A 20,614-nucleotide genomic window follows, 5' to 3' on the forward strand; every position below is an offset into this window, starting at 1 on the left:
CTGCAACCCGGGCCGTCGATCATGAGTCTCCTGTGCGCACGCATACGGAATGCGGGCTTCACGTTCTGTTGGGGGGACGTCTTGGATGTACCCGAAGAAATAGGAGCGGTGGCGGCGCCGGCCGCGCCGGTCGTGCCCGGGCATGCGGAGGTGCCCGAGGCGCACGCCGCGGCCCGGCCCCGTCGTCGGGGGCGCACGGCGCTGGTGATCGGCGCTGCCGCCGTGATCGGGCTCGTCGGGGGGACCTGCGCCGGTTACCTCGTACAGGCGGACCGTGCGCCGACCAAGCTGCCCCCGCTCTCCCAGCCGACCCTGGAGCAGGCCGCGGGCGAGGCGCCCGAGCCGCTGTCGGCCGCTCGGGACCGCCGGGTGAAGACCGACGGCGACCTGCGCAAGCTGCTGCTGAAGAAGCCGGCCGGGGCGAAGGACGCCCCGTGGCTGGAGGGCCTGGACGGCTGGATGGACCTGGCCGGTTACGCCGGCACCTACGAGGGGGCGGACCTGATTTTCGCCAACCTCGTCAGCGACGAGTTCCGCCGGGCCGCCGTCACGGGCTGGCAGTCCGGCTCGTCCACGGTGGACATCCGCCTGCTGCAGTTCCGGCAGGAGGAGGCCGTCGGCGCCGACGACATCGGCGACAAGAACCTGTACTGGGGGGAGAGCGAGTCGACCGAGAGCTGGCCCGTCCCGGGCACCGGAGACGGCATGGTGCACGTCCACAGCGAGCCCGAGAGGCAGGTCGGCCGTCTGCCGCTGTACAGCGCGGAGGCGTACGCCTGGCGCGGCGACGTCGCCATGGAGATCTGGGTCTACGACTCCAAGCCGATCAGCAAGAAGAGGATCATGGACCTGGCCGAGCGGCAGATGGAGCGGCTGTGAACGAGAACCAGAACGCCGCCGTGCCGATACCGTCCGTCGAGCCTGCCGCGCCTGTCGAGCCTGCCGCGCCTGTCGAGCCCGCCATGACAGTCGAGCCCGCCAAGAAGCCACTCCGCCGTGGCCGTATCGCCGCTGTCGCGGGTTCCGTGCTGCTGGTCGGAGCCCTCGTCGCCGGCGTCGGGTACACCGTCGTGACCGTGCGGGACGCCGATCGGGGCGCCGGGGCGCCGGTGTGGGAGTTCCCGGCGGAGAAGGCAGGCGACGAGAAGGAGCCGGCCGCCTCCGGGCTGGCCGGGATGCTCGTGCCGTACGGCACCGACGGCTGGGTGCGGGGGCCGGACCTCAGGGAGTTCGGGTCGGACGCGCAGCTCAGCGGCGCCCAGGCCATGGCTCTGCAGAAGGAGTCGCTGCGTGATCTGCCGCGCTCCCAGCGGCGCCAGTTGGAGAAGTGGATGGACAAGCAGCGCATCACGGGCATAGCGATGCGCAGCTACTTCAGCGGGGACGGCAGCAACCTCAGCGAGGCGGCCGCCCGGGGCATCTACAACGTCAGCATCGTGCTGAGCCAGATGGAGAGCCAGGCGGCCGTACGGAACCTGTCGACGCTCCAGAACGAGTTCCTCGACGCCCTGGACATCCTCCGCGACGGCCCGGCGATCAAGGGCCACAAGGAGGCCAAGTGCTTCCTGCCGCCCAAGGACGCCGACGAGCCCCTCGACACCATGTACTGCTCCGCCTACGTGGGCGACGTCCTGGTCACCGCGAGCGCGGAGGGCGTCAAGCCACTCGACACCAAGGGGGTCGCGATGCTGCTCAAGACGCAGCTCGACCGCATCGCCGAGCCGGGGGAGGCGGTATGAGCGAGCAGACGGAGCAGAGGGAGCAGACGGAGCAGACGGAGCAGCTCACCCCTGCGGCACCACCCGTACCGCCCCAGGCCCCGGTGCAGCTACCGGCGCCCAAGGACCGCCGGGCGCTGCGTGCCGTCCTGCGCTGGACCTCCGCCGTCGTCGTCTGCGCGGCGGTCGGGGCGGGCGCGGCGTACGGGATCACCGGGATGGAGCGGACGGACGTACCGGGACTGGCGACCGAGTCGGACGGGCGCTGGGACTACCCGACGCTCACCAGGCCGCCCCTGCCGTCGGGCAGCCCGCGGCCCTTCGCCGAGACGAACAAGGCCGGCACCCACCACGCCGACCTGCGTGCCCTCGTCCTGCCCGCGCCGAAGGGGGCGACCGCGGACAAGGCGCTGCGCGGCGACGACGGCTGGCTCGCGACGAAGGACTTCCTGGCGGAGTACGGGCAGCAGGAGGACCGCGACGAGTTCGGGCAGCAGCTCGTCGACCAGGGCCTCCGGCACATCGCGGCACGCGGCTGGACCACCCAGGACGGCACGCACACCAGGATCTACCTGCTCCGTTTCAACACCGCCGCGGTCGTGGACGGGCTGCTCGCCGACGGCCTCGCCCCGATGAGCAGCCCCCGCTACGAGCTGCGGGGCGCCGAGGCCGCCGTCTACGACGAGGACTTCCCGGAGGAGGCCCGGCAGATCGGGGAGATCCGCCCCTCGGTCTACGCCGAGGTCGAGCCGTACGGCGACGAGGAGGTCCGGCAGGCGTACCTCCCGGCCGGTGACGTCCTCGGGGTGATCGTCCAGTCCCGCAAGGGCGGCGAGGGCGGCGTGCGGGCGGTGCCCTTCCAGCAGACGGTCGTACTGCAGAGCCAGCTGCTGGGCTGAGCCCGCCCCCGGGCCTACCTCACACAGAGGGCCGGTCCCCGGCCGCGTAAGCTGGGGCCCGGCCCTGTGTACATGTACCGCACCCCGCGCTCAATCGAGGAGCACCCCGTGGAGATCTTCTTCGAAGCCCTGCTGGTTCTGGTCTGCGTCGGCGTCCTCGCCTTCGCCGGGCTGACCGTGAAGAAGCTGTACCAGGGCCAGCGCTGATCCACCTCACCGACGTACGAGACTTCTGAGCTGCTCATGATCGAGATCCCGTCCGACCTCCACAAGGACCTCGTCCCCCTCGCCTTCCTGCTCGGCAACTGGGCGGGCGCGGGCGTGCACGACTTCCCCGGCGCCGAGAAGTGCAACTTCGGGCAGGAGGTCGCCTTCACGCACGACGGCCGGGACTTCCTGGAGTACCGGTCCCACACCTGGGTGCTGGACAACGACGGCAACAAGGTGAAGCCGCTGGAGTCCGAGCACGGCTTCTGGCGCATCGACGCCGACCGCAAGGTCGAGGTGACGATGGTCCGCAACGACGGGGTCGTCGAGGTCTGGTACGGCGAGCTCGCCGACAAGAAGCCGCAGATCGACCTGGCCACGGACGCGGTGGCCCGCACGGCCGCCTCCGGCCCGTACAGCGGCGGCAAGCGGCTCTACGGCTACGTCAAGAGCGACCTGATGTGGGTCGGCGAGAAGCAGACCCCCGAGGTCGAGCTGCGCCCCTACATGTCCGCGCACCTGAAGAAGGTCGTCACCCCGGAGGAGGTCGAGCGCTGGGCCAAGGCCCTGCCCGACGACATGCCGGACGACGGGATCGCCTTCTTCAAGTAGTTCTAGACTCGTCGGTGTGGTGAGCACCGACTGGAAGAGCGACCTCAGGCAGCGCGGCTACCGGCTGACGCCCCAGCGCCAGCTTGTCCTCGAAGCAGTGGACACCCTGGAGCACGCGACCCCCGACGACATCCTCGTGGAAGTGAGGAAGACGGCGTCGGGGGTCAACATTTCCACGGTCTACCGGACCCTGGAGCTCCTGGAGGAGCTGGGGCTGGTCAGCCATGCGCACCTGGGGCACGGCGCGCCGACGTACCACCTGGCCGACCGTCACCACCACATCCACCTCGTCTGCCGGGACTGCACGAACGTGATCGAGGCCGATGTGTCGGTGGCCGCCGAGTTCACCGCGAAGCTCCGGCAGGAGTTCGGCTTCGACACCGACATGAAGCACTTCGCGATCTTCGGTCGGTGCGAGGACTGCTCGCTCAAGAATTCAACTACCAAGTCGTAGGCTTACGCATATGAAGAGCCCCCTGCTGACCCTGCCCGGCGCCGTGCCCGCCGAGGGCGTGGACGAAGGCGTCGCCGCCCACTACGGCGATCTGTTCCGCGAGCAGCGCGCCCTCGCCGACGGCACCGGTTTCGTCGACCTCTCGCACCGCGGAGTCGTCTCCGTCTCCGGCGAGGACCGGCTGAGCTGGCTGCATCTGCTGCTCACCCAGCACGTCAGCGACCTGCCGACGGGCGAGGCCACCGAGGCGCTGATCCTCTCCGCGCACGGCCACATCGAGCACGCGCTGTATCTCGTGGACGACGGGGCGACGGTCTGGGCTCATGTCGAGCCCGGCACCCAGGACGCGCTGATCGCGTACCTGGAGTCGATGAAGTTCTTCTACCGGGTCGAAGTCGCCGACCGTACCGACGAGTTCGCGCTCGTGCACCTGCCCGCCGGCTCCATCGCCGAGGTGCCGGACGGTGTGGTCGTACGCGAGACGGCGTACGGCCGTGACCTGTTCGTCCCGCGCGCCGATCTGGAGTCGTACGCGGAGAAGGCCGGCCCGGCGGCCGGGATCCTGGCGTACGAGGCCCTGCGCGTCGAGCACCACCGCCCGCGTCTCGGCTTCGAGACCGACCACCGCACCATCCCGCACGAGCTCGGCTGGATCGGCACCGCCGTGCACCTGCAGAAGGGCTGCTACCGGGGCCAGGAGACGGTCGCCCGCGTCCAGAACCTGGGCAAGCCCCCGCGCCGGCTGGTCTTCCTGCACCTGGACGGCAGTGAGGTGCACCTGCCGACGCGCGGTGCGGAGATCCGGCTCGCGGACGACGGGCCCGACGGCCGGAAGATCGGCTTCATCACGACGTCCGTACGGCACCACGAGCTCGGTCCGGTCGCGCTCGCGCTGGTGAAGCGGAACGTGCCGGTGGACGCGCGGTTGGTGGCGGACACGACGGCGGCGGCGCAGGAAGTCGTCGTGGAGCCCTAGACACCGCAGAGCCCGGGACGTCGTAGAGCCCTAGACATCTGTAGAGCCCTAGATCTCCACGAGCACCGTGAACGGGCCGTCGTTCGTGAGGGACACCCGCATCTTCGCGCCGAACCTGCCCGTGGCCACCGTCGCGCCGAGGGTGCGGAGCTGGGCGACGACCTCGTCGACCAGCGGTTCGGCGACATCTCCGGGGGCGGCGGCGTTCCAGGTGGGGCGCCGTCCCTTGCGGGCGTCGCCGTAGAGGGTGAACTGGCTGATGACGAGGAGCGGGGCGTCGATGTCGCTGCAGGACTTCTCGTCGTTCAGCATGCGGATCGACCAGAGCTTGCGGGCGAGTTGGGCCGCCTTCTCCTTGGTGTCCTCGTGGGTGACGCCGACCAGGACGCACAGTCCCTCGCCCACGATCTCCCCGACCGTCTCGCCGTCCACGACGACGCTCGCGCCGTCCACCCTCTGCACCACAGCTCGCATACCGCCATCATGCCGTGCACGGAGAAGTGCCTCGTAAGGGGCCTCTTTATAGCTGCTTACCCCCCATCTGGGGCTGTTCGTGGGCACTCGGTCACATAGCGGCCAGTTGGGATGGCACCATGCTTCCACACGCCGGTCGAGGGGACGGTAGAGGCACATGAGCACACCGAGTACCGGGCAGCCTCCTGGGGCTGTCGTGTTGACCCACGCGGACCAGTCCGCCGCCATCAGGCCGCCCACGCAACGCACCGCCGACGATCCGGGCCCCGGCCCGCACGCGCCGCTGCCCGCAGAACAGCCCGAGCAGGACCTGACCGTGCTCAGCCTGCCCGAACTGCGCACCCTGCGCCGGGACGCCCAGAGCGACGAGGCGGACCTGAGTTATGTACGGCGACTGCTGCAGGGCCGGATCGACATCCTGCGGGCGGAGCTGGCCCGGCGCTCCCCGGCGGGCGCGGCGTCCGTGGTGGACCGCCTCCCGGAGATCCTGACCGACGCCCCGGCCCGCCAGCGCTCCTCGGCCCGCCATGTCACGCTGGGCACGCCGCAGAGCGAGGAGTACCGGCGGCTGGCGGCGGAGATGCTCGCCGAGGTGGAACTCTCGGACCTCGAGGCCCGCACGGAGGCCGAGCTGAACACGGCGATGGGACGCCTCGTCCGGTACGAGCAGCAGGTCTCCCGCCGCCGCCAACGACTCCAGCGGACGGCCGACGAGTGCAGCGCCGAGATCACCCGCCGGTACCGGGAGGGCGAGGCGCAGGTGGACGATCTGCTGACTTAGGTGCGTATGCGCGCCGTCTACATGCCGTTGGGGAAGTTCATGGGTGCCGGCGGCGTCGGAACGTAGTGGTGGGCCAGGTTGGCGTCGCGGTTGTGGGCCTCGTGGCGATGGGCCTCCGGGTGGCCGTACTCCTTTGGATCCCGGCGTCCGGAGACGACGTCCCGAACGCGCATCACGACTCGGTCGAGCAAGGTCTTCATCAGCGTTCCCCCTTGGGTACATGGTCTTGTCGAGGAGGATGCATCTGCGGCCGGGGCGGATTCCAGCGAGTTGAGCCGATCTTGAGCCTCGGCCGGTCCTCAAGAGGACAGGACGCGTAGGGGCGGCGGGGGCGAGGAAAAACGCGGCGACACCTCCCCGCCCACCCACCTACCGTGACCCCATGACCCGTCCCGCACCCCACACCGAGGTCCGCCCGATCACCGAGGCCGACATCCCGGACTGGATCCGGGCCCTGAACACCGGCTTCCTGCGCACCCCCAGCGTCACCGACACAGAGATCGCGGACCGCGCGTCGTACATCATCCCGTCCCGCACCCTCGGCGCCTTCGACGCCGGCCGCTGCGTGGCCACCTTCCGTTCCTTCCCGCAGGAACTCACCACCGTCGGCGGCGCGGCCGTCCCCGCCGACGCCATCTCGAACGTCACCGTCACCCCCACCCACCGCCGCCGCGGCCTGCTCACCCGGATGATGGCCCACGACCTGGCGGCCGCGAAGGCCCGCGGCGACGTCGTCGCCACCCTGATCGCCGCCGAGTACCCGATCTACGGCCGCTACGGCTTCGGCCCCGCGACCTTTACGGTCGAGTGGACCGTCGACGTCCCCCGCACCGGCCTGGACCCCAGATGGTGCGGCCCCGAGGGCGGCGGCCGTATCGACATCGTCGACGGGGCGGACGTCCGCAAGATCGGCCCGGAGCTGCACGAACGGATGCGCCGCGCCCAGCCGGGCGCCATCGACCGGGACGAGCGCTGGTGGCAGGTCAACACCGGTGTACTGCGGCTGGACAGGGACCCGTGGGCCGAGCCCTTCTTCGCGGTGTACCGCTCGGCGGCCGGCGACGTCGAGGGACTGGTGTCGTACAAGGCGGACGATCACTGGGCCGACAACAAGCCGATGAACACGGCCACCGTGAACTGGCTGATCGCGACGACACCGGACGCCGAGCGCGCCCTGTGGCACTACCTGTGTTCGATCGACTGGGTCACCACGGTGAAGAGCGGCTCGCGGTCTCCCGACGACCTGCTGCCCTTCTACCTGCCCGACCCGCGGGCCGCCCGGATGTCGACGCCGGCGGACTGGTTGTGGGTGCGGATCCTGGATGTCGTACGGGCTCTGGAGGCGCGTACGTACGACGGCGAGGGCGCGCTGGTGCTGGAGGTCGTGGACCGGGCCGGGTTGAGCGGCGGGCGGTACCGGCTGGAGGCGTCCCCGGACGGGGCGTCCTGCACGCCGACCACGTCAGCCGCCGAACTCACCCTCGACATCGCCGACTTGGGGCGCCTCTGGCTCGGCGACGAGTCCGCCGTGCGGCTCGCCGCGCTGGGGCTGGTGCGGGAAGAACGAGCGGGCGCCGCCCGGGTGGCCGACGCCCTGCTGCGTACGTCCAGGCGACCTTGGTGCCCGGACATCTTCTGAACCTCCTCTCCGCCGGCGACAGGTCTGCTCATCCGTAGCGAGCTGTTCAGTTGTGGCTGTGCGGTCGATGTTCAGTTGTCGCTGTTCAGTTGTGACTGTGCGGACCGACCGGGCTCCCGGCTCCCCTCCGGAAGGGAGCCCGACCAGCCAACCTTCTTGAAGTTTGACCATGTTGTTGAAGTTGGCAGCCAACTTCACTGTACTTATGACCGTTTGGAAGCGTCTCATAACCACCATCCCGAGAACTGCCTAAAGATGGCGGGAAGTTGTAGTGTTTGGTCGTGGAGCCGAAACACGCCTCCGCCAATGGGCGGAAGAGGTCGCAGCGGCCACAGAAGTCACATCGGGAGGTGGCCGACGAGCTGCGCGCCCGGATCACCTCGGGCGAGTTGCGGCCCGGCCAGCGCATGCCCACGCAGGCCAGGCTGGCCGACGAGTTCGGCGTCGAGCGCGGAGCCGTACGGCAGGCCCTGCGCATCCTGCAGTCGGAGCACCTGCTCACCAACGTGTCCAAAGGGGCGCCGGCGACCGTCGCCCCCGACCTGGGCAAGGCGCTGACCGGCCCCGGAGCCCCGCCGCAGCCCACCATGGTGGCCCTCGCCCCACGGATCGCCGCCGCCTTCGCGGCCCCGCACGTCGAGATCGACGCCCTGTGCCTGACTTCGGTCTCGCTCACGCTCGCCATCGGCGAACCGCTGCGCCAGATCCACGCCGGGCAACTGAAACCGGCCAAGGTCGACGTCCGCGTCCTGCTGCCGAGCCGCGACATTTCGCTCGCCTTCCCGACGCCGGTGGACGCCTCGGCCGACGACGCCGACGAGCAGCTGCGCCTGCGCTGGCTCGCCCAGCGCAACGCCCAGGGTCAGGTGCTCCGGCACAATCTGCAGGCGCTGCGGTCCACGCACGGCATCGACGTGTCGATCAGCTTCCGCGCGCTGCCTTTCACACCGCCGGTCAAGCTGTACCTGCTCAACAGCACGGAGGCGCTCTTCGCCTACTACACGCTGGCGCGCCGCGAGGTGGAGATCGGCCAGCAGCACCTGGAGATGTACGACGCTCCGGGCATCCAGTCGATGCTGTTCGCCTTCGAGCAGGGGGCCGGGCTGCGGGACACGACGTTCGTGGAGCAGTCGCATGTGTGGTTCAACGCGTTGTGGGAGACGATCAGTTCGGAGCTGGTGCTCACGAGCTGATCATCCCCCACAACGTTTGACCTGTGTGTTCGTCGCTGCCGTCATGCGCAGGACTCATAGGGCGGGTCCCGAGACCAGGACGGCGAGGACGACGGCCCCGATCGAACTGATGGCCGGGCTCTTGGCCTTGATGCCTATCGTGAGCAGCAGCAGGCCGATGATGCCGGTGGTGCCGTACTTCCACTGGAGGGTCTGTTCGACGCCGACGACGAGGACGGCGGAGAGGAGTGCGAGGACGGGCATCGGTGTTTCCTCCTTCGGGCTCCTGGGGATGGAAGGATTACTTCCGCCAACTCAACCAACTAGATGCCAACTCTGACTAAGTTGTCCCCACTTGGCCCCTACTTTGAAACAAGTTACAAACAACTCCCGCCAGATGGATGCGAGTTGTAACGTTTGGTCGTGACTCAGGAGAACGTGGCAGTGAACGGCAGCAGGAGACTCTCTCCCCAGGAGATCGCCGACATCCTGCGGGAACGGATCCGCGTCGGGGAGCTCAAGGCGGGCGACCGCCTGCCCACCCAGGCCGAGCTGGCCGAGGAGTTCGGCGTGGAGCGAGGCACCGTACGCCAGGCCCTGCGCGCGCTCCAGGAGGACGGCCTCCTCACCAACGTCAGCAAGGGCAGCCCGCCGCGCATCGCCCTGCCGGCCCCCACCCGGGGTGCGCCCCAGCCGACGATGGTCAGCCTGGCGCCCCGCCTGACGGAGGCCTTCGCCGTGCCGCACGTCCGCGTGGACGTCGTGTGCCACACCTCCGAGACCCTGATGCTGGCCCTCGGCGAACCCCTCCGCCTGATCCACGAGGGCTCGATCCGCCCCGAGTCGATCGACGTACGGCTCCTGCTGCCGTCGCGGGACATCCATCTCGCCTTCCCGGTGCTGGTCGAGGGGCGGGGGGAGGACGACCCCGTCCATCAGCGCTGGCTGGCCATGCGCAACGCGCAGGCGCAGGTGCTCCGCCACAACCTCCAGGCCGTCCGCTCCACCCACGGCGTGGACGTCCATGTCACCTTCCGCGCCCTGCCGTTCACGCCGCCGATGAAGCTCTACCTCCTCAACGGCGACGAGGCGCTCATCGGCTACTACGTCCTCCACGAACGCCAGGAGGAGTACGAGAGCCAGACCCTGGAGATGTACGACGCCCTCGGCTCCCAGTCCCTCCTCTTCTCCTTCGTGCGACAGGCCGGACAGCGCGACGCCGCGTTCGTGGAGGAATCCCAGAAGTGGTTCGACGCCCTCTGGGAAACCATCAGCACTGACCTGACACTCTCCTAGTGACTTCTGAGACGAAGCAGCAGACTGAACCGGTGACCGCTGAGACCGAGAACGACACGGAACAGCTCCGCGAACTGATCACTCACGCCCGCATCGTGCTCTGGGACTTCGACGGCCCGATCTGCCGGCTGTTCGCCGGGCACTCGGCGGAGCGGGTGGCCACCGACCTGGTGGAGTGGCTCGAGGGGCGGGGGTTGCACGGCCTGCTGACGGAGGAGGCACGCGAGTCCCTGGATCCGCACGTCGTGCTGCGCGCCGTGGACCGCCGGCACCCCGGCAGCGACCTGGTCGCGGAGCTGGAGGAACGTCTCACCAAGGAGGAACTGCGGGCGACGTCCTCCGCCATGCCGACGGCGTACGCGGACCCGTTGATACGCACCTGGACCGCGGTCGGCTCCCGGCTCGCCATCACCACCAACAACTCCCCCCGGGTCGTCCGCACCTACCTGGACAGCCGCGGCCTGCTCGCCTGTTTCGCCCCCCACATCTACGGCCGCACCCAGGACCTCCATCACCTGAAGCCGGACCCGCACTGCCTCAACCGGGCCCTGAACGCCATGGGCGCCGCCCCCTCGTCCGCGCTGATGATCGGTGACACCCCGTCGGACCTCGCGGCCGCGAACAGCGCCGGGGTCCCGTTCCTGGGCTACGCGCGTAACCCGCGCAAGGAGAAACTGCTGCGGGAGGCCGGGGCCTCGTCCGTGGTGGCTTCGTTGCGGCCGGTGCTGGAGCTGGTACGCCACGTTCAGCCCTGAATCATCGACCCGTGCAAGGTGGCGGCGCTCCCCGCCTGTCGAACGAGAAGCCCGGCGCCGGGCGCGCCATCGGGTTCGCCGTAGCGGAGTACCGGGGTTCCTGTAGCATGCCCGCACCGACTGAGCAATCGCTCGCCTTTATTTCGTATGTACTCCCGTGCAGCGGCCAACAGGCCGCATGTGGACGACCTCGAGCGACACCGCGCAGAAGAGTGGGAAACGCCTGTCGCGGCCTACGTGAGCGTCACTCTTGGCATGCAGGGTTCCGCCCTCGTGCTTACCGTTTGCCTACCATCCCTCCTCCTGTACGGAGCAGCCAGTGGCCGCACCTCCTGATCCCCGTATCGCCGTCGGGGGGCGCGCCACGCGACACGGCATCGACGGCGTCTGCGCGGCGTTCGTGGAGGCCGCCAGAGAGGGCCGGGCCAGCAGGGGGCACCACAACGAGAACTACGCGGTGCCCCTGACGGAACCGCTGGCGCAACTGCTCGGCCGTCCGGCCGGTACGACCGTCACCGTGCGGACGCGCCGTACCGAGGCCCTGCCCGTGGTGATCAGGACATGGCGCAACGAGGCGCAGATCCTCGACGCCATCAAGGGGGTCCTGCCCCACGCACCCGAGTGCCTGTACCGCGGCGGCCATTACGCGATCCACAGCTATGTGGACGGCGTACCCCTGTCCAGCGTGTGCGCGAACGGCAAGCCCGTCGACGCCCTGCTCGTCGAGGCGATGGCCGATCTGCTCGCCCAGATGACCCGGGTGCGGCGCGGCGCGCTGCCCCCGCTGCCCGCCGTCTGGCCGCACGGCAACAACGACAGCCAGGGGTTCCTGCGGGCCTTGGCGCAGCTCGCGGACGAGCAGATCAGAAAGCCCAACTGGGCGGTCTTCGGCGGTCTGTTCGCGGCGCTGGGCATTCCCGAGGACGCCCTGGTGCGGTTCGCCGAACGCGTCCCCGCGATGACCCGGCGGCCGTACAGCCTGCTCCACTCCGACCTGCACCGCGACAACCTGATCCTGTCGTACGAGCCCGGAGTGCCGCCCCTCATCTGCGTGGACTGGGAGCTGGCGACCTACGGCGATCCCCTGCACGATCTGGCGACCCACCTGGTGCGCATGCGGTACCCGTCCCACCAGTGGCCCGAGGTGATCGACGCGTGGGCGAAGGCCATGCGCAAGGTCCGCCCCGCCGCCGTGGTCGGCCTGGCCAAGGACCTGCCGCACTACCTCGCCTTCGAGCGGGCGCAGTCCGTCTTCCCCGACGTGATGCGCGCCGCCGGTTCCCTGATCGGCTCCTTCACCCAGAAGAGCCTGGACGAGGCGACCCGGGCGGTCCGCCGGGCGCTGGAGGCGGCGGCGGAGCCGCTGCGGCTGAGGAACGTGCCGGGCGAGCGGGAGACCGAGCTGGCCCTGTTCCGCTGGTGGGCGTCGCGCAGGGACCGGGTCGGGGCCAGCCTCGACTGGGCGGTCAAGGCGTTCGAGTGGCAGCCGGACTCGCGGCTCCCCGAGCATCCGGACTTCCCCGCAGGCGCGGTGCGCGAGGCCCTGGTGGCCGAGGGCGAGGCCCCGGCCGACCGGGTGTTCAAGGGAACCGCGCACCTCAACACGGTGGTCATGGTGCCCGGCGTCGACTTTCCCGTCGTCGTACGGCGCAGGGTGCCCGACTTCTGCCGCCGGGAGCCGTGCTTCCTCAGCGAGCACGCCGTGCTGCGCGCCATCGAGGAGTTCTCCGCGGAGGTGGCGGCGCCCCGTGTCCTCGCGCTGGGGGAGAGCTATCCGAAGGACAGTTTCACCATCCACACCTACGTCGGCCCGCGGGACATCGGCCGGCCCCCGAGCCATCCGGTCAACGGCCTGCTGCCGCATGAGGCGGACGCGCTGGTCGACCAGCTCTGCGCCCTGACCCGGGTGAAGTACGACCGCGTCGACCCGGCCGCCGGCGAGGGCCGTTTCCACAGCTGGTTGAGAGACCAACTCGTGCTGATGGTCCGGGAGTTGCCGAAGAAGTCGCAGCAGCTGGCCAGGCAGCTCGGGTTGCCCGACGCGGACAATCTGCGGCAGATCCTGGCCCGCCACGAGGTGCTGGAACGGAAGCCGGCCCTGCTGCACGGCGACCTGAACCCGTGGAACCTCGTCCGCCGGGACGACGAGCTCGCGCTGACCATCATCGACTGGGAGATGGCCGTGGTGGGCGATCCCCTCTACGACCTGGTCCGGCACATGCATCTCACGCCCACCCGGCCGGAGATCCGGGACCGGATGTTCCGCCGCTGGGAGGCGAAGCTGGACCCCCGGTACACCCACGGCTGGCGCCAGGACTGGCGGGTCTACCGCTGGATCGAGATCGTCCGGTCCGCGTACATCGACCTCGACCGGCTGGTGACCGGCGCGAGCCTCGACGTCCCGAACGTCCGCCGGGCCGTGGACTCGTACGCCATGACCCTCGCCGCCGCGACCTCCGCCCTCGGCGTCCCGAGCCGCCCCGCGGCCAACCCGTATCTGGCGAGGGCGCTGGCCTGACCCCCGTAGGCTCGACGCCATGAGCGAGATCGGCCTGCGCGAGCGCAAGAAGCGGCGGATGTACCAGACGGTGTCCGACACCGCCGTCCGCCTCTTCCTGGAGAAAGGGTTCGACGCCGTCTCCGTGGCCGAGGTGGCCGCCGCCGCCGAGATCTCCAAGCCGACGCTCTTCCGGTACTTCCCGACGAAGGAGGACCTCGTCCTGTACCGGTTCGCCGACCATGAGGACGAGGCCGCGCGGGTGGTGCGGGCGGGGCCCTCGCCAGTCGAGGCGTTGCGGCGGCACTTCCTGGACGGCCTTGAGCGGTGTGACCCGATCACCGGGCTCAACGACGATCCGCACGTCCTCGCCTACCAGTCGATGCTGTACGGGACCCCCGCGCTGGCCGCCCGCCTGCACGCCTACCTCGAACGCTCCGAGGCCGCGCTCGCCGAGGCGCTCGGCGGAGGGCTGGACGCGCGGGTGGCCGCCGCGCAGATCGTCGCCGTACAGCGGGTCCTCGCGCTGGAGAACTGGCGGCGGATGGCGGCGGGGGAGCGGGCGGCCGAGGTGCGCGGGGACGCGGTGGCGGCGGCGGAGCGGGCGTTCGGGCGGTTGGCGGCGGGGTTGCCGGGGCTGACCGCACACTGAGGCTCGGTAAAAAATTTAACTCGGTTACGAGTTTTGGTAGGCTTCGTGGAATGACGTCGACCGACCCTGCCCTGCGCCACGCCCTCCGCGAGGAACGCGCCCACCACGACCGCTGCCGCGCCGCCCTCGCCGCCATGGTCGACGGCGCCCAGGAACACGTCGTCACCGGCGAGGACGTCTCCGCCTCCGGTGCCGACGCGGAGGTGCTGGGATACCGGCTGCGCAGCCGTGCGAAGGAGATGCGTGAGCTGCCCGAAGGGCCGCTGTTCTTCGGGCGGCTGGAGACCGACCGGCAGAGCCTGCACATCGGGCGGCTGCGGATCACCGAGCGCCCGGCCGACCCGCCCCTGGTCGTCGACTGGCGGGCCCCCGTCTCCCGGGCCTTCTACCAGGCCTCCGCCCGTGACCCGCAGGGCGTGGCCGTACGGCGCCGGTTCGGCTGGGCGCCCGGCAGCCGCGGTGACTCCGCCGACCTCACCGGGCTTGAGGACGAGCACCTGGACCGGGGCGAGTCCCGGGCCAGCGAGATCGTCGCCCGGGAGATCGAGCGGCCTCGCGTCGGGCCGATGCGGGACATCGCGGCCACCATCCAGCCCGAGCAGGACGATCTCGTACGAGGAGACCTCGCCGTGTCGGTGTGCGTGCAGGGCGCGCCCGGCACCGGCAAGACCGCCGTCGGCCTGCACCGCGCCGCCTACCTGCTCTACACCCACCCGCAGCGCATCCGCCGCGGCGGCCTGCTGATCCTCGGCCCCAACCGGACCTTCCTGACGTACATCTCCCAGGTCCTCCCGGCCCTCGGCGAGACGGGCGTCCGGCAGTCGACGCTGGGGGAGGAGATCGCCCGGTACCCGGCGCGTGGTGTGGACAGTGAGCGGGCGGCCGTCGTCAAGCACGACGTCCGGATGGCGGAGGTACTGCGGCGGGCGCTGTACGCGCGCGTGGCCGGCGGTGCCGGGGTGGTCGACTCCCTTACCGTGCCCGACGGTTCGTATCGGTGGCGGGTCCCGGCCGAGGAGCTGGTGCGGATCGTCGCGGGGGTGCGGGACGAGGAGCCGCCCTATGCCGTCGGGCGGGAGCGGGTGCGGACGCGGGTGGTGCGGCGGGTGCGGCAGCAGGCCGAGCGGCGGGCCGGGCCGCGGAGCGGCACGTGGGTGCGGAAGGTGTCCGGGGCGCGGGCGGTCAGGGAGTACGTCGACGCCGTATGGCCGCGGGTCCGGCCCGAGGAGGTCGTGGCCCGACTGCTCGGCGACCCGGAGGCGCTGGCGGCCGCCGCCGACGGGGTGCTGGACGCCGACGAGCAGAAGGCCCTGCTGTGGCCGAAGCCGCCGCGGTCGTGGAAGTCGGCGCGCTGGTCGGCCGCCGACCTGGTGCTGCTCGACGAGGTGGCCGGGCTCATCGAGCATCCGCAGGGGTACGGCCATGTCGTCGTCGACGAGGCGCAGGACCTGTCGCCGATGGAGTGCCGGGCGATCGCACGACGGGCGGCCTTCGGCTCGGTCACCGTGCTCGGGGACCTCGCCCAGGCGACGACTCCCTGGGCCGCGCGGTCGTGGCAGACGGTGCTGGGCCACCTGGGCAAGCCGGACGCCATGCTCGTGCCCCTCACGACGGGGTTCCGGGTGCCCGGGGCCGTGCTGGAGCTCGCCAACCGGCTGCTGGAGCGGCTGGACGTGGCGGTGCCGCCGGCCCGTTCGCTGCGCGGCGACGGGGAGCTGCGGTTCCGCGAGGCCGGCGGCGATCTGCCGGGGGCGGTCGTGGACGCCGTACGGGACGCGCTGGGCCGGGAGGGGTCCGTGGGGGTCGTCGCCGCCGACGGGGACGTGAACCGGATACGGGAGGCGCTGGTGGCCGCCGGGATCGAGGCGGGGAGTGCGGACGAGCTGGGGGCGCGGGTCGCGGTCGTACCGGCGAGTGTGGTGAAGGGGCTGGAGTACGACCATGTGGTCGCCGTGGAGCCGGCCGCGATCGTGGCGGCGGAGGAGCGGGGGTTGCACCGGCTGTATGTGGTGGTGACGCGGGCGGTGGCGGGGCTGGAGGTGGTGCACGGGAGGCCGTTGCCGTTCTGAGGGGCGGGCGAGATCCTCTTACCGATGCCTCCCACCGCCCTCCTCTTCCTCGATGTCGACGGACCGCTGATCCCCTTCGGGGCGGACCGGCCGTACCCCCTGTACGAGCCGCCCCACCCCCTGCCCGACACGGCCGCCCACCCCCTCCTCACCCGCATCGACCCCGCACTGGGCACCCGACTGCGCCGGCTCGCCCAACTCGGCTGCGACCCCGTGTGGGCCACGACCTGGACGGCGGACGCGAACGCGGTCATCGCTCCCTGGCTCGGCCTGCCCCCGTGGCCCGTGGTGGGCTGGCCGGACGAGGACGAGGAACCCCGGCTCGGGCCCCGTGGCCTGCACTGGAAGACGCGGCCCCTCGTGGCGTGGGCCGCCGGCCGCCCCTTCCTCTGGGTCGACGACGAGATCTCCGACGCCGACCGTGCCTGGGTGGCCGGTTCACACCCCGCGCCCGCCCTCCTCCACCGCGTCGATCACCGCGAGGGCCTGACCGCCCGGGACTTCGCCGTTCTGGAGGAGTGGATCACCGGCGGTGGCCGCCCAGCAGTTCGGTGACCCGCATGAAGCCGTCCGCGCCGTGGCCGAGGGCGACGACCCGGCGGGCCTGGCCCTCGACGGCGCGCATCACGCCGGCGTCGATGCCGTGGGCCTCGGAGGCCTCGATGATGTGGGCCATGGAGGAGACGGCGGAGGTGATCGGGTTGAGCTCGCCGGAGTAGGTGCCGTCGTCGACGTCGGCCGCGAACTCCTCGAGGAGCGGTGGCAGGATCGCGGCGATGCCCTGCGCGAAGGGGGCCAGTTCACGCGCGGTGATGCCCTCCGCCCGGGCCAGGGCCACGGCGTGCGCATAGCCGGCCATCGCCGTCCAGAAGATGTCCAGCAGGGCGACGTCGTAGGCGGCGGCCCGGCCGATCTCCTCGCCCAGGTGGGTGTGCGTGCCGCCCAGCGCGTCGAGGACGGGCCGGTGCTCGCGGTAGAGCTCCTCGGGGCCGCTGTGGATGAACACCGCGTCGGCCGTCCCGATCGTGGTGGTCGGCGTCATGATCGCGCCGTCCAGGTAGCGGATGCCGTGCGCGGCCGCCCATTCCGCCGCCTCCCGCGCCCGGGCCGGGGTGTCGGCGGTCAGGTTCACGACCGTACGGCCCTTGAGCGCGTCGGTGACGGCATCCGGGCGAAGGATCGCGTCGGCGGCGTCGTAGTTCACCACGCAGACGACGGTCAGCGGACTGGCGGCCACCGCCTCCGCCGGGGACGCCGCCGCCGCGGCACCGCGGTCGATCAGCTCCCGGTCCCGCCCCGGCGTGCGGTTCCAGACGGTGACCCGCAGCCCCGCGTCCAGGAACGCGCCCGCCAGCGCACGGCCCATCGGGCCGAGTCCGAGGACGGTGACGGCGGAATCGTGGTCGTGGGCGGAATCGTGGTCGTGGGGGGAATGGTGGGCATGGGCGGACATGCTTCAACTCCTTGTAGGGTGGCAACAATTGATGACAAAAGGGGTGGGGATATGACGCGTCGGCGCCATGACCCGAACGTCTGCGGAGTGACCGCCGCGATCACGGTGATCGAGGGCAAGTGGAAGACGTCGCTGCTCTGGTTGCTGGAGTCCGGCCCGTACCGGCCGGCGGAGCTGCGCCGCCGGCTGCCGGGCCTCAGCGAGAAGGTGCTGACCCAGGCGCTGCGTGAGATGGAGTCGGACGGTCTGGTGCACCGTGAGGTGTACGACGAACTGCCGTTGAAGACCGTCTACTCCCTGACCGGCTTCGGCCGCGACCTGGCCGCCGCTCTCGGCCCGCTCTCCGACTGGGGCCATCGCCGCCTGGAGCGCATGACCGGGGTCCAGCCGGCCTCCTGACCTGTACGCCACCTCCGTCCGCCGCGTCGTCGATCACCCGCAGATCAAGGGTGCGACGGCGGCGGATCGCTGCCAAGTACGCACAAATAAGTGGGTACGGCGGGGAGGGGCAGGGGTGCCGACGCCCTGGCGGTCACCGGCAGTACCGGCGACGGTCCGCTGTGCGGCGATGGCCCGCTGTACTGGCGACAGCCCCCGGCGACGGCTACGACCGCCGTGCCAGCTCCTCCCGGAATCCCTCCCGCCACGACGGATACCGCGGCTCCCAGCCCAGCTCCCGCCTGGCCTTGGCGTTGGAGAACCCCCGCCCCTCGGTCATCATCGTCACCACGACCTCCCCGGCCAGCAGCCGGGCCAGCCACCTGGGGACCCGCAGCGGAGGCTTCGCCCCCGCGCACTCGGCCAGATACGGCAGCCACTCACTGGCCGGCGCCGGTTCGTCGTCGACGATGTTGAAAACGCCCCGCGCCCGCTGCTCGACGGCCAGCACGGTGGCGCTCGCCGCGTCGTCGAGATGCACCCAGGAGAAGTAGCCGGTACCGCCCCCGACCAGCGGGAACTGCCGTTTGCGGACCAGCTCGACCTGGTCGTCGGTGGCGCCCGGCCCGTAGAACCCGCCGTAGCGCAGGACCGTTCCGTCGGCCTTGAGGACCACGTCCTGGATGTGCCGGATCGCCTCCCCCAGCGCGCGCAGCTTCCCCGTCTCCACGGGCAGCGGATCCTCCTCGGTCTTCACCCAGCCGCCTTCCCGGACGCCGTTCCAGATGGCGGCGCTCTGCGCTACGACATGGGGGACGCCGGTCGCTTCCGCGGCGGCCAGCAGATGGTCGGTCCCCTCGATGCGCAGCCGGTTGGTGGTGGCGAACCAGCGGTCGAAGTGCTTGATGTCGGGCTTGCCGGAGTGCGGTGCGGAGATCGCCGTCATCTGGTGCACGATCGCGTCCGGCCGGGCCGCGGCCACCGCCGCGGTGACGGACCTGGGGTCGAGCCCGTCCATCACGACGCCCTCGGCGCCCATCCGCTGCACCAGGTCGAGCTTGGCCGCGCTGGTCGTCGTGGCCGTCACCTGGTGCCCGCGCTCCACCAGCCGCGGCACGAGCCGCCGCCCGATGACGCCGGTCCCACCTGCGACGAACACCCGCATGACACTCACCGTCCCGATTCCGGAGTACGTCTGTGAAACCTAGGACGAGCCGACTCGCCCGTTTTGTGACATGGCGGAGTGGTGGAGGAGGCGGTGACGGGGAGGGCGGGGCGTGGGCCTGGGCCTGGGCCGGGGGAGCAGGCGGCGGTCGCCTGCTCCCCCGGCCCTGCCGGTTTCCTGCTCGTCGGATGATGTGCGTCCGGCCTCAGCCGCCGAGGACGGGCAGGGAGAGGCCGCACCGGACGGGCTTGGCGTGGGCGGGGTCGAGGGCGTTGCGCACGAGTTGGGCGGCGTTGGTGTCGTAGGCGATCGACACGTGTTCCGAGAGGTCCTGGGGGCAGACGTCCTGGATCGTGATGTTCCGTACGGACGCGCCCGGCCCCGCGGTCAGAAACTGCTGCGTGTAGGGGGTTACGACCTCGTCGAGCCTGGTGGCGATGACCGTGTACTGGACCCCTGGCTGGGTGTCCCCGTCCCGGTCCAGCCTCCGGTTCACCTCCGAGCCGACCATCTGGTCCGACCATGCCTGGCCGACGACGGCGGACACGGCCGGGTTGAGGCCCAGCTCGGTGGTCAGTGTGCCGAGGCCCAGGGCGGTCGTGCCGTGGTTGGACGGGGCCAGGCCGATGAGGCGGCGCACCTTGTTCCGTTTCGGCTGCGCGGGATCCGTGCCGCCTTCGAACCGCAGATACCAGCGGGGCGTCACACCGCCGCCCTGGGAGTGCCCGACGAGGTCGACCTGGCGGGCGCCGGTGGCTTTGAGCACGCGGTCGACATAGTCGGCGATCTGCCGCGCGGAGACCGGGATCGGCCCGCTGGCCTTGAACGGACTCCCCGGCACGCCACCGTAGTTGGGGGCGAAGACGCAGTAGCCCTGCTCCTTCAGCCACGGGGCCAGCATGCTCCAGTTGGAGAAGGCGTTCGTCCAGGTCGCGTGCACCAGTACGACCGGGCGCGGATGCTCACGTGTGGGCCGGCAACTCCAGTCGTTGGCCCCGGCGGGCGACGCCTCCGGGTCGACGGCGCCTCCGAGGAGCGCCGCCGGGCCGGCCAGGAGCCGCCCCGGAGGTCGCGGCGGCTCAGGGGTGTCGGCCGCGGCCGCCCCGCCCTGCAGCCCTCCGGTCAGCGCCAGGGCGAGCCCCGCGCAGACCGCGGCCCACCTGGCGCGCAGCTGGTTCGACCGTCTCCGGGAAACATTCCGATCCGACACGCGCCACTCCTCGCCTCAGGCCGGCCGAGCGCCGACGCGAAGATGATCGAGGAGCGGATCCGCGCAGTGACCAACAGCCGCTCGCGGCACCACTTATGGAGCAGACCGCTTTCATCCGTCCAGCCCACGGCACACGTACGGGACAAGAGGGGCGCGGAAACCGCCTCCGTGCGCGGGAGCGGGCCCTGCGGGGGGTGAGGCCGGTTC

General features: G+C 71.0%; 22 protein-coding genes. 16 read left to right on the plus strand and 6 right to left on the minus strand.

All coding sequences use genetic code 11. The features are described 5' to 3' along the window. Nucleotides 1-81 precede the first annotated feature (81 nt). The 6 genes from ACIBAG_RS04150 (at nt 82) to ACIBAG_RS04175 (ending at nt 4,866) form a co-directional block, all read left to right on the plus strand. Nucleotides 82-879: a hypothetical protein gene (locus ACIBAG_RS04150; protein ID WP_399100762.1), complete on the plus strand. Its 798-nt coding sequence runs from the start codon at nt 82-84 to the stop codon at nt 877-879. Then, nucleotides 876-1,739, plus strand: a complete 864-nt coding sequence (locus ACIBAG_RS04155; RefSeq protein WP_399100764.1) for a hypothetical protein — start codon at nt 876-878, stop codon at nt 1,737-1,739. The genes ACIBAG_RS04150 and ACIBAG_RS04155 overlap by 4 nt, the downstream gene beginning before the upstream one ends. Beyond that, nucleotides 1,736-2,617, plus strand: a complete 882-nt coding sequence (locus ACIBAG_RS04160) for a hypothetical protein (RefSeq protein ID WP_399100766.1) — start codon at nt 1,736-1,738, stop codon at nt 2,615-2,617. The genes ACIBAG_RS04155 and ACIBAG_RS04160 overlap by 4 nt, the downstream gene beginning before the upstream one ends. A 243-nt stretch (nt 2,618-2,860) precedes the next feature. Next, nucleotides 2,861-3,436: an FABP family protein gene (locus ACIBAG_RS04165; protein WP_399100768.1), complete on the plus strand. Its 576-nt coding sequence runs from the start codon at nt 2,861-2,863 to the stop codon at nt 3,434-3,436. A gap of 16 nt (nt 3,437-3,452) precedes the next feature. Next, the gene (locus tag ACIBAG_RS04170; RefSeq protein WP_399100770.1) at nt 3,453-3,890 is read left to right on the plus strand and encodes a Fur family transcriptional regulator; all 438 of its coding nucleotides are present in this window, start codon (nt 3,453-3,455) and stop codon (nt 3,888-3,890) included. Nucleotides 3,891-3,900: 10 nt separating this feature from the next. Further along, complete coding sequence (locus ACIBAG_RS04175) at nt 3,901-4,866, plus strand: YgfZ/GcvT domain-containing protein (protein ID WP_399100772.1); 966 nt, start codon at nt 3,901-3,903, stop codon at nt 4,864-4,866. Between the two features lie 48 nt (nt 4,867-4,914). Here ACIBAG_RS04175 and dtd read toward each other — a convergent pair whose 3' ends face one another. Further along, nucleotides 4,915-5,340: a D-aminoacyl-tRNA deacylase gene (gene dtd / locus ACIBAG_RS04180; RefSeq protein ID WP_399100774.1), complete on the minus strand. Its 426-nt coding sequence runs from the start codon at nt 5,338-5,340 to the stop codon at nt 4,915-4,917. Nucleotides 5,341-5,497: 157 nt separating this feature from the next. On the opposite strand from dtd, the gene ACIBAG_RS04185 reads away from it, so the two are divergent. Next, nucleotides 5,498-6,121 (plus strand): aerial mycelium formation protein, encoded by a 624-nt coding sequence (locus ACIBAG_RS04185; RefSeq protein ID WP_399100775.1) that lies wholly within the window; start codon nt 5,498-5,500, stop codon nt 6,119-6,121. A 17-nt stretch (nt 6,122-6,138) separates the two neighbouring features. On the opposite strand, the gene ACIBAG_RS04190 is transcribed toward ACIBAG_RS04185, so the two are convergent. Then, nucleotides 6,139-6,321, minus strand: coding sequence for a hypothetical protein (locus ACIBAG_RS04190; protein WP_399100779.1), 183 nt, complete (start codon nt 6,319-6,321; stop codon nt 6,139-6,141). Between the two features lie 182 nt (nt 6,322-6,503). On the opposite strand from ACIBAG_RS04190, the gene ACIBAG_RS04195 reads away from it, so the two are divergent. Further along, nucleotides 6,504-7,760, plus strand: coding sequence for a GNAT family N-acetyltransferase (locus tag ACIBAG_RS04195; protein WP_399100781.1), 1,257 nt, complete (start codon nt 6,504-6,506; stop codon nt 7,758-7,760). Nucleotides 7,761-8,035: 275 nt separating this feature from the next. Further along, nucleotides 8,036-8,953 (plus strand): winged helix-turn-helix domain-containing protein, encoded by a 918-nt coding sequence (locus ACIBAG_RS04200; protein ID WP_399100783.1) that lies wholly within the window; start codon nt 8,036-8,038, stop codon nt 8,951-8,953. A 54-nt stretch (nt 8,954-9,007) separates the two neighbouring features. On the opposite strand, the gene ACIBAG_RS04205 is transcribed toward ACIBAG_RS04200, so the two are convergent. Next, nucleotides 9,008-9,196, minus strand: a complete 189-nt coding sequence (locus tag ACIBAG_RS04205) for a hypothetical protein (protein ID WP_399100785.1) — start codon at nt 9,194-9,196, stop codon at nt 9,008-9,010. A gap of 153 nt (nt 9,197-9,349) precedes the next feature. Here ACIBAG_RS04205 and ACIBAG_RS04210 point away from each other — a divergent pair, with 153 nt between their 5' ends. The 6 genes from ACIBAG_RS04210 (at nt 9,350) to ACIBAG_RS04235 (ending at nt 16,756) form a co-directional block, all read left to right on the plus strand. Next, nucleotides 9,350-10,228, plus strand: a complete 879-nt coding sequence (locus ACIBAG_RS04210) for a winged helix-turn-helix domain-containing protein (RefSeq protein WP_399100787.1) — start codon at nt 9,350-9,352, stop codon at nt 10,226-10,228. 32 nt (nt 10,229-10,260) lie between these two features. After that, complete coding sequence (locus ACIBAG_RS04215) at nt 10,261-10,983, plus strand: HAD family hydrolase (protein ID WP_399100789.1); 723 nt, start codon at nt 10,261-10,263, stop codon at nt 10,981-10,983. 319 nt (nt 10,984-11,302) lie between these two features. Next, the gene (locus ACIBAG_RS04220; protein WP_399100791.1) at nt 11,303-13,501 is read left to right on the plus strand and encodes a phosphotransferase; all 2,199 of its coding nucleotides are present in this window, start codon (nt 11,303-11,305) and stop codon (nt 13,499-13,501) included. 19 nt (nt 13,502-13,520) lie between these two features. Then, nucleotides 13,521-14,132: a TetR/AcrR family transcriptional regulator gene (locus ACIBAG_RS04225; RefSeq protein WP_399100793.1), complete on the plus strand. Its 612-nt coding sequence runs from the start codon at nt 13,521-13,523 to the stop codon at nt 14,130-14,132. Between the two features lie 50 nt (nt 14,133-14,182). Further along, a complete protein-coding gene (locus tag ACIBAG_RS04230; RefSeq protein ID WP_399100795.1) occupies nt 14,183-16,201 on the plus strand; it encodes a HelD family protein in 2,019 nt (672 codons plus the stop codon). Between the two features lie 24 nt (nt 16,202-16,225). Beyond that, a complete protein-coding gene (locus ACIBAG_RS04235) occupies nt 16,226-16,756 on the plus strand; it encodes an HAD domain-containing protein (RefSeq protein WP_399100797.1) in 531 nt (176 codons plus the stop codon). Here the strand turns inward: ACIBAG_RS04235 and ACIBAG_RS04240 are convergent. Next, nucleotides 16,725-17,654: an NAD(P)-dependent oxidoreductase gene (locus ACIBAG_RS04240; RefSeq protein WP_399100799.1), complete on the minus strand. Its 930-nt coding sequence runs from the start codon at nt 17,652-17,654 to the stop codon at nt 16,725-16,727. The two genes, ACIBAG_RS04235 and ACIBAG_RS04240, sit on opposite strands and share 32 nt — an antisense overlap. A 51-nt stretch (nt 17,655-17,705) precedes the next feature. Here ACIBAG_RS04240 and ACIBAG_RS04245 point away from each other — a divergent pair, with 51 nt between their 5' ends. Further along, nucleotides 17,706-18,053: a winged helix-turn-helix transcriptional regulator gene (locus ACIBAG_RS04245; protein WP_399100801.1), complete on the plus strand. Its 348-nt coding sequence runs from the start codon at nt 17,706-17,708 to the stop codon at nt 18,051-18,053. 205 nt (nt 18,054-18,258) lie between these two features. Here the strand turns inward: ACIBAG_RS04245 and ACIBAG_RS04250 are convergent, their stop codons facing one another. Together ACIBAG_RS04250 and ACIBAG_RS04255 are read right to left on the minus strand one after the other, a co-directional pair. Then, the gene (locus ACIBAG_RS04250) at nt 18,259-19,197 is read right to left on the minus strand and encodes an NAD-dependent epimerase/dehydratase family protein (protein ID WP_399100803.1); all 939 of its coding nucleotides are present in this window, start codon (nt 19,195-19,197) and stop codon (nt 18,259-18,261) included. 205 nt (nt 19,198-19,402) lie between these two features. Further along, on the minus strand, nt 19,403-20,407 hold the full coding sequence (locus ACIBAG_RS04255; RefSeq protein ID WP_399100805.1) for an esterase/lipase family protein: 1,005 nt from the start codon (nt 20,405-20,407) through the stop codon (nt 19,403-19,405). Nucleotides 20,408-20,614: the final 207 nt, after the last annotated feature.

This window comes from Streptomyces sp. NPDC051243, from assembly GCF_044455405.1.
Taxonomy (GTDB): Bacteria; Actinomycetota; Actinomycetes; order Streptomycetales; family Streptomycetaceae; genus Streptomyces.

Excerpts from the sequence above, each read along its gene's own strand:
- ACIBAG_RS04245 (WP_399100801.1), top strand. The coding sequence starts at position 17,706 with ATGACGCGTCGGCGCCATGACCCGAACGTCTGCGGAGTGACCGCCGCG.
- ACIBAG_RS04185 (WP_399100775.1), top strand. The coding sequence starts at position 5,498 with ATGAGCACACCGAGTACCGGGCAGCCTCCTGGGGCTGTCGTGTTGACC.
- ACIBAG_RS04250 (WP_399100803.1), bottom strand. The coding sequence starts at position 19,197 with ATGCGGGTGTTCGTCGCAGGTGGGACCGGCGTCATCGGGCGGCGGCTC.
- ACIBAG_RS04190 (WP_399100779.1), bottom strand. The coding sequence starts at position 6,321 with ATGAAGACCTTGCTCGACCGAGTCGTGATGCGCGTTCGGGACGTCGTC.
- ACIBAG_RS04240 (WP_399100799.1), bottom strand. The coding sequence starts at position 17,654 with ATGTCCGCCCATGCCCACCATTCCCCCCACGACCACGATTCCGCCCAC.
- ACIBAG_RS04225 (WP_399100793.1), top strand. The coding sequence starts at position 13,521 with ATGAGCGAGATCGGCCTGCGCGAGCGCAAGAAGCGGCGGATGTACCAG.
- ACIBAG_RS04205 (WP_399100785.1), bottom strand. The coding sequence starts at position 9,196 with ATGCCCGTCCTCGCACTCCTCTCCGCCGTCCTCGTCGTCGGCGTCGAA.
- ACIBAG_RS04160 (WP_399100766.1), top strand. The coding sequence starts at position 1,736 with ATGAGCGAGCAGACGGAGCAGAGGGAGCAGACGGAGCAGACGGAGCAG.
- ACIBAG_RS04230 (WP_399100795.1), top strand. The coding sequence starts at position 14,183 with ATGACGTCGACCGACCCTGCCCTGCGCCACGCCCTCCGCGAGGAACGC.
- ACIBAG_RS04235 (WP_399100797.1), top strand. The coding sequence starts at position 16,226 with ATGCCTCCCACCGCCCTCCTCTTCCTCGATGTCGACGGACCGCTGATC.
- ACIBAG_RS04175 (WP_399100772.1), top strand. The coding sequence starts at position 3,901 with ATGAAGAGCCCCCTGCTGACCCTGCCCGGCGCCGTGCCCGCCGAGGGC.
- dtd (WP_399100774.1), bottom strand. The coding sequence starts at position 5,340 with ATGCGAGCTGTGGTGCAGAGGGTGGACGGCGCGAGCGTCGTCGTGGAC.
- ACIBAG_RS04165 (WP_399100768.1), top strand. The coding sequence starts at position 2,861 with ATGATCGAGATCCCGTCCGACCTCCACAAGGACCTCGTCCCCCTCGCC.
- ACIBAG_RS04195 (WP_399100781.1), top strand. The coding sequence starts at position 6,504 with ATGACCCGTCCCGCACCCCACACCGAGGTCCGCCCGATCACCGAGGCC.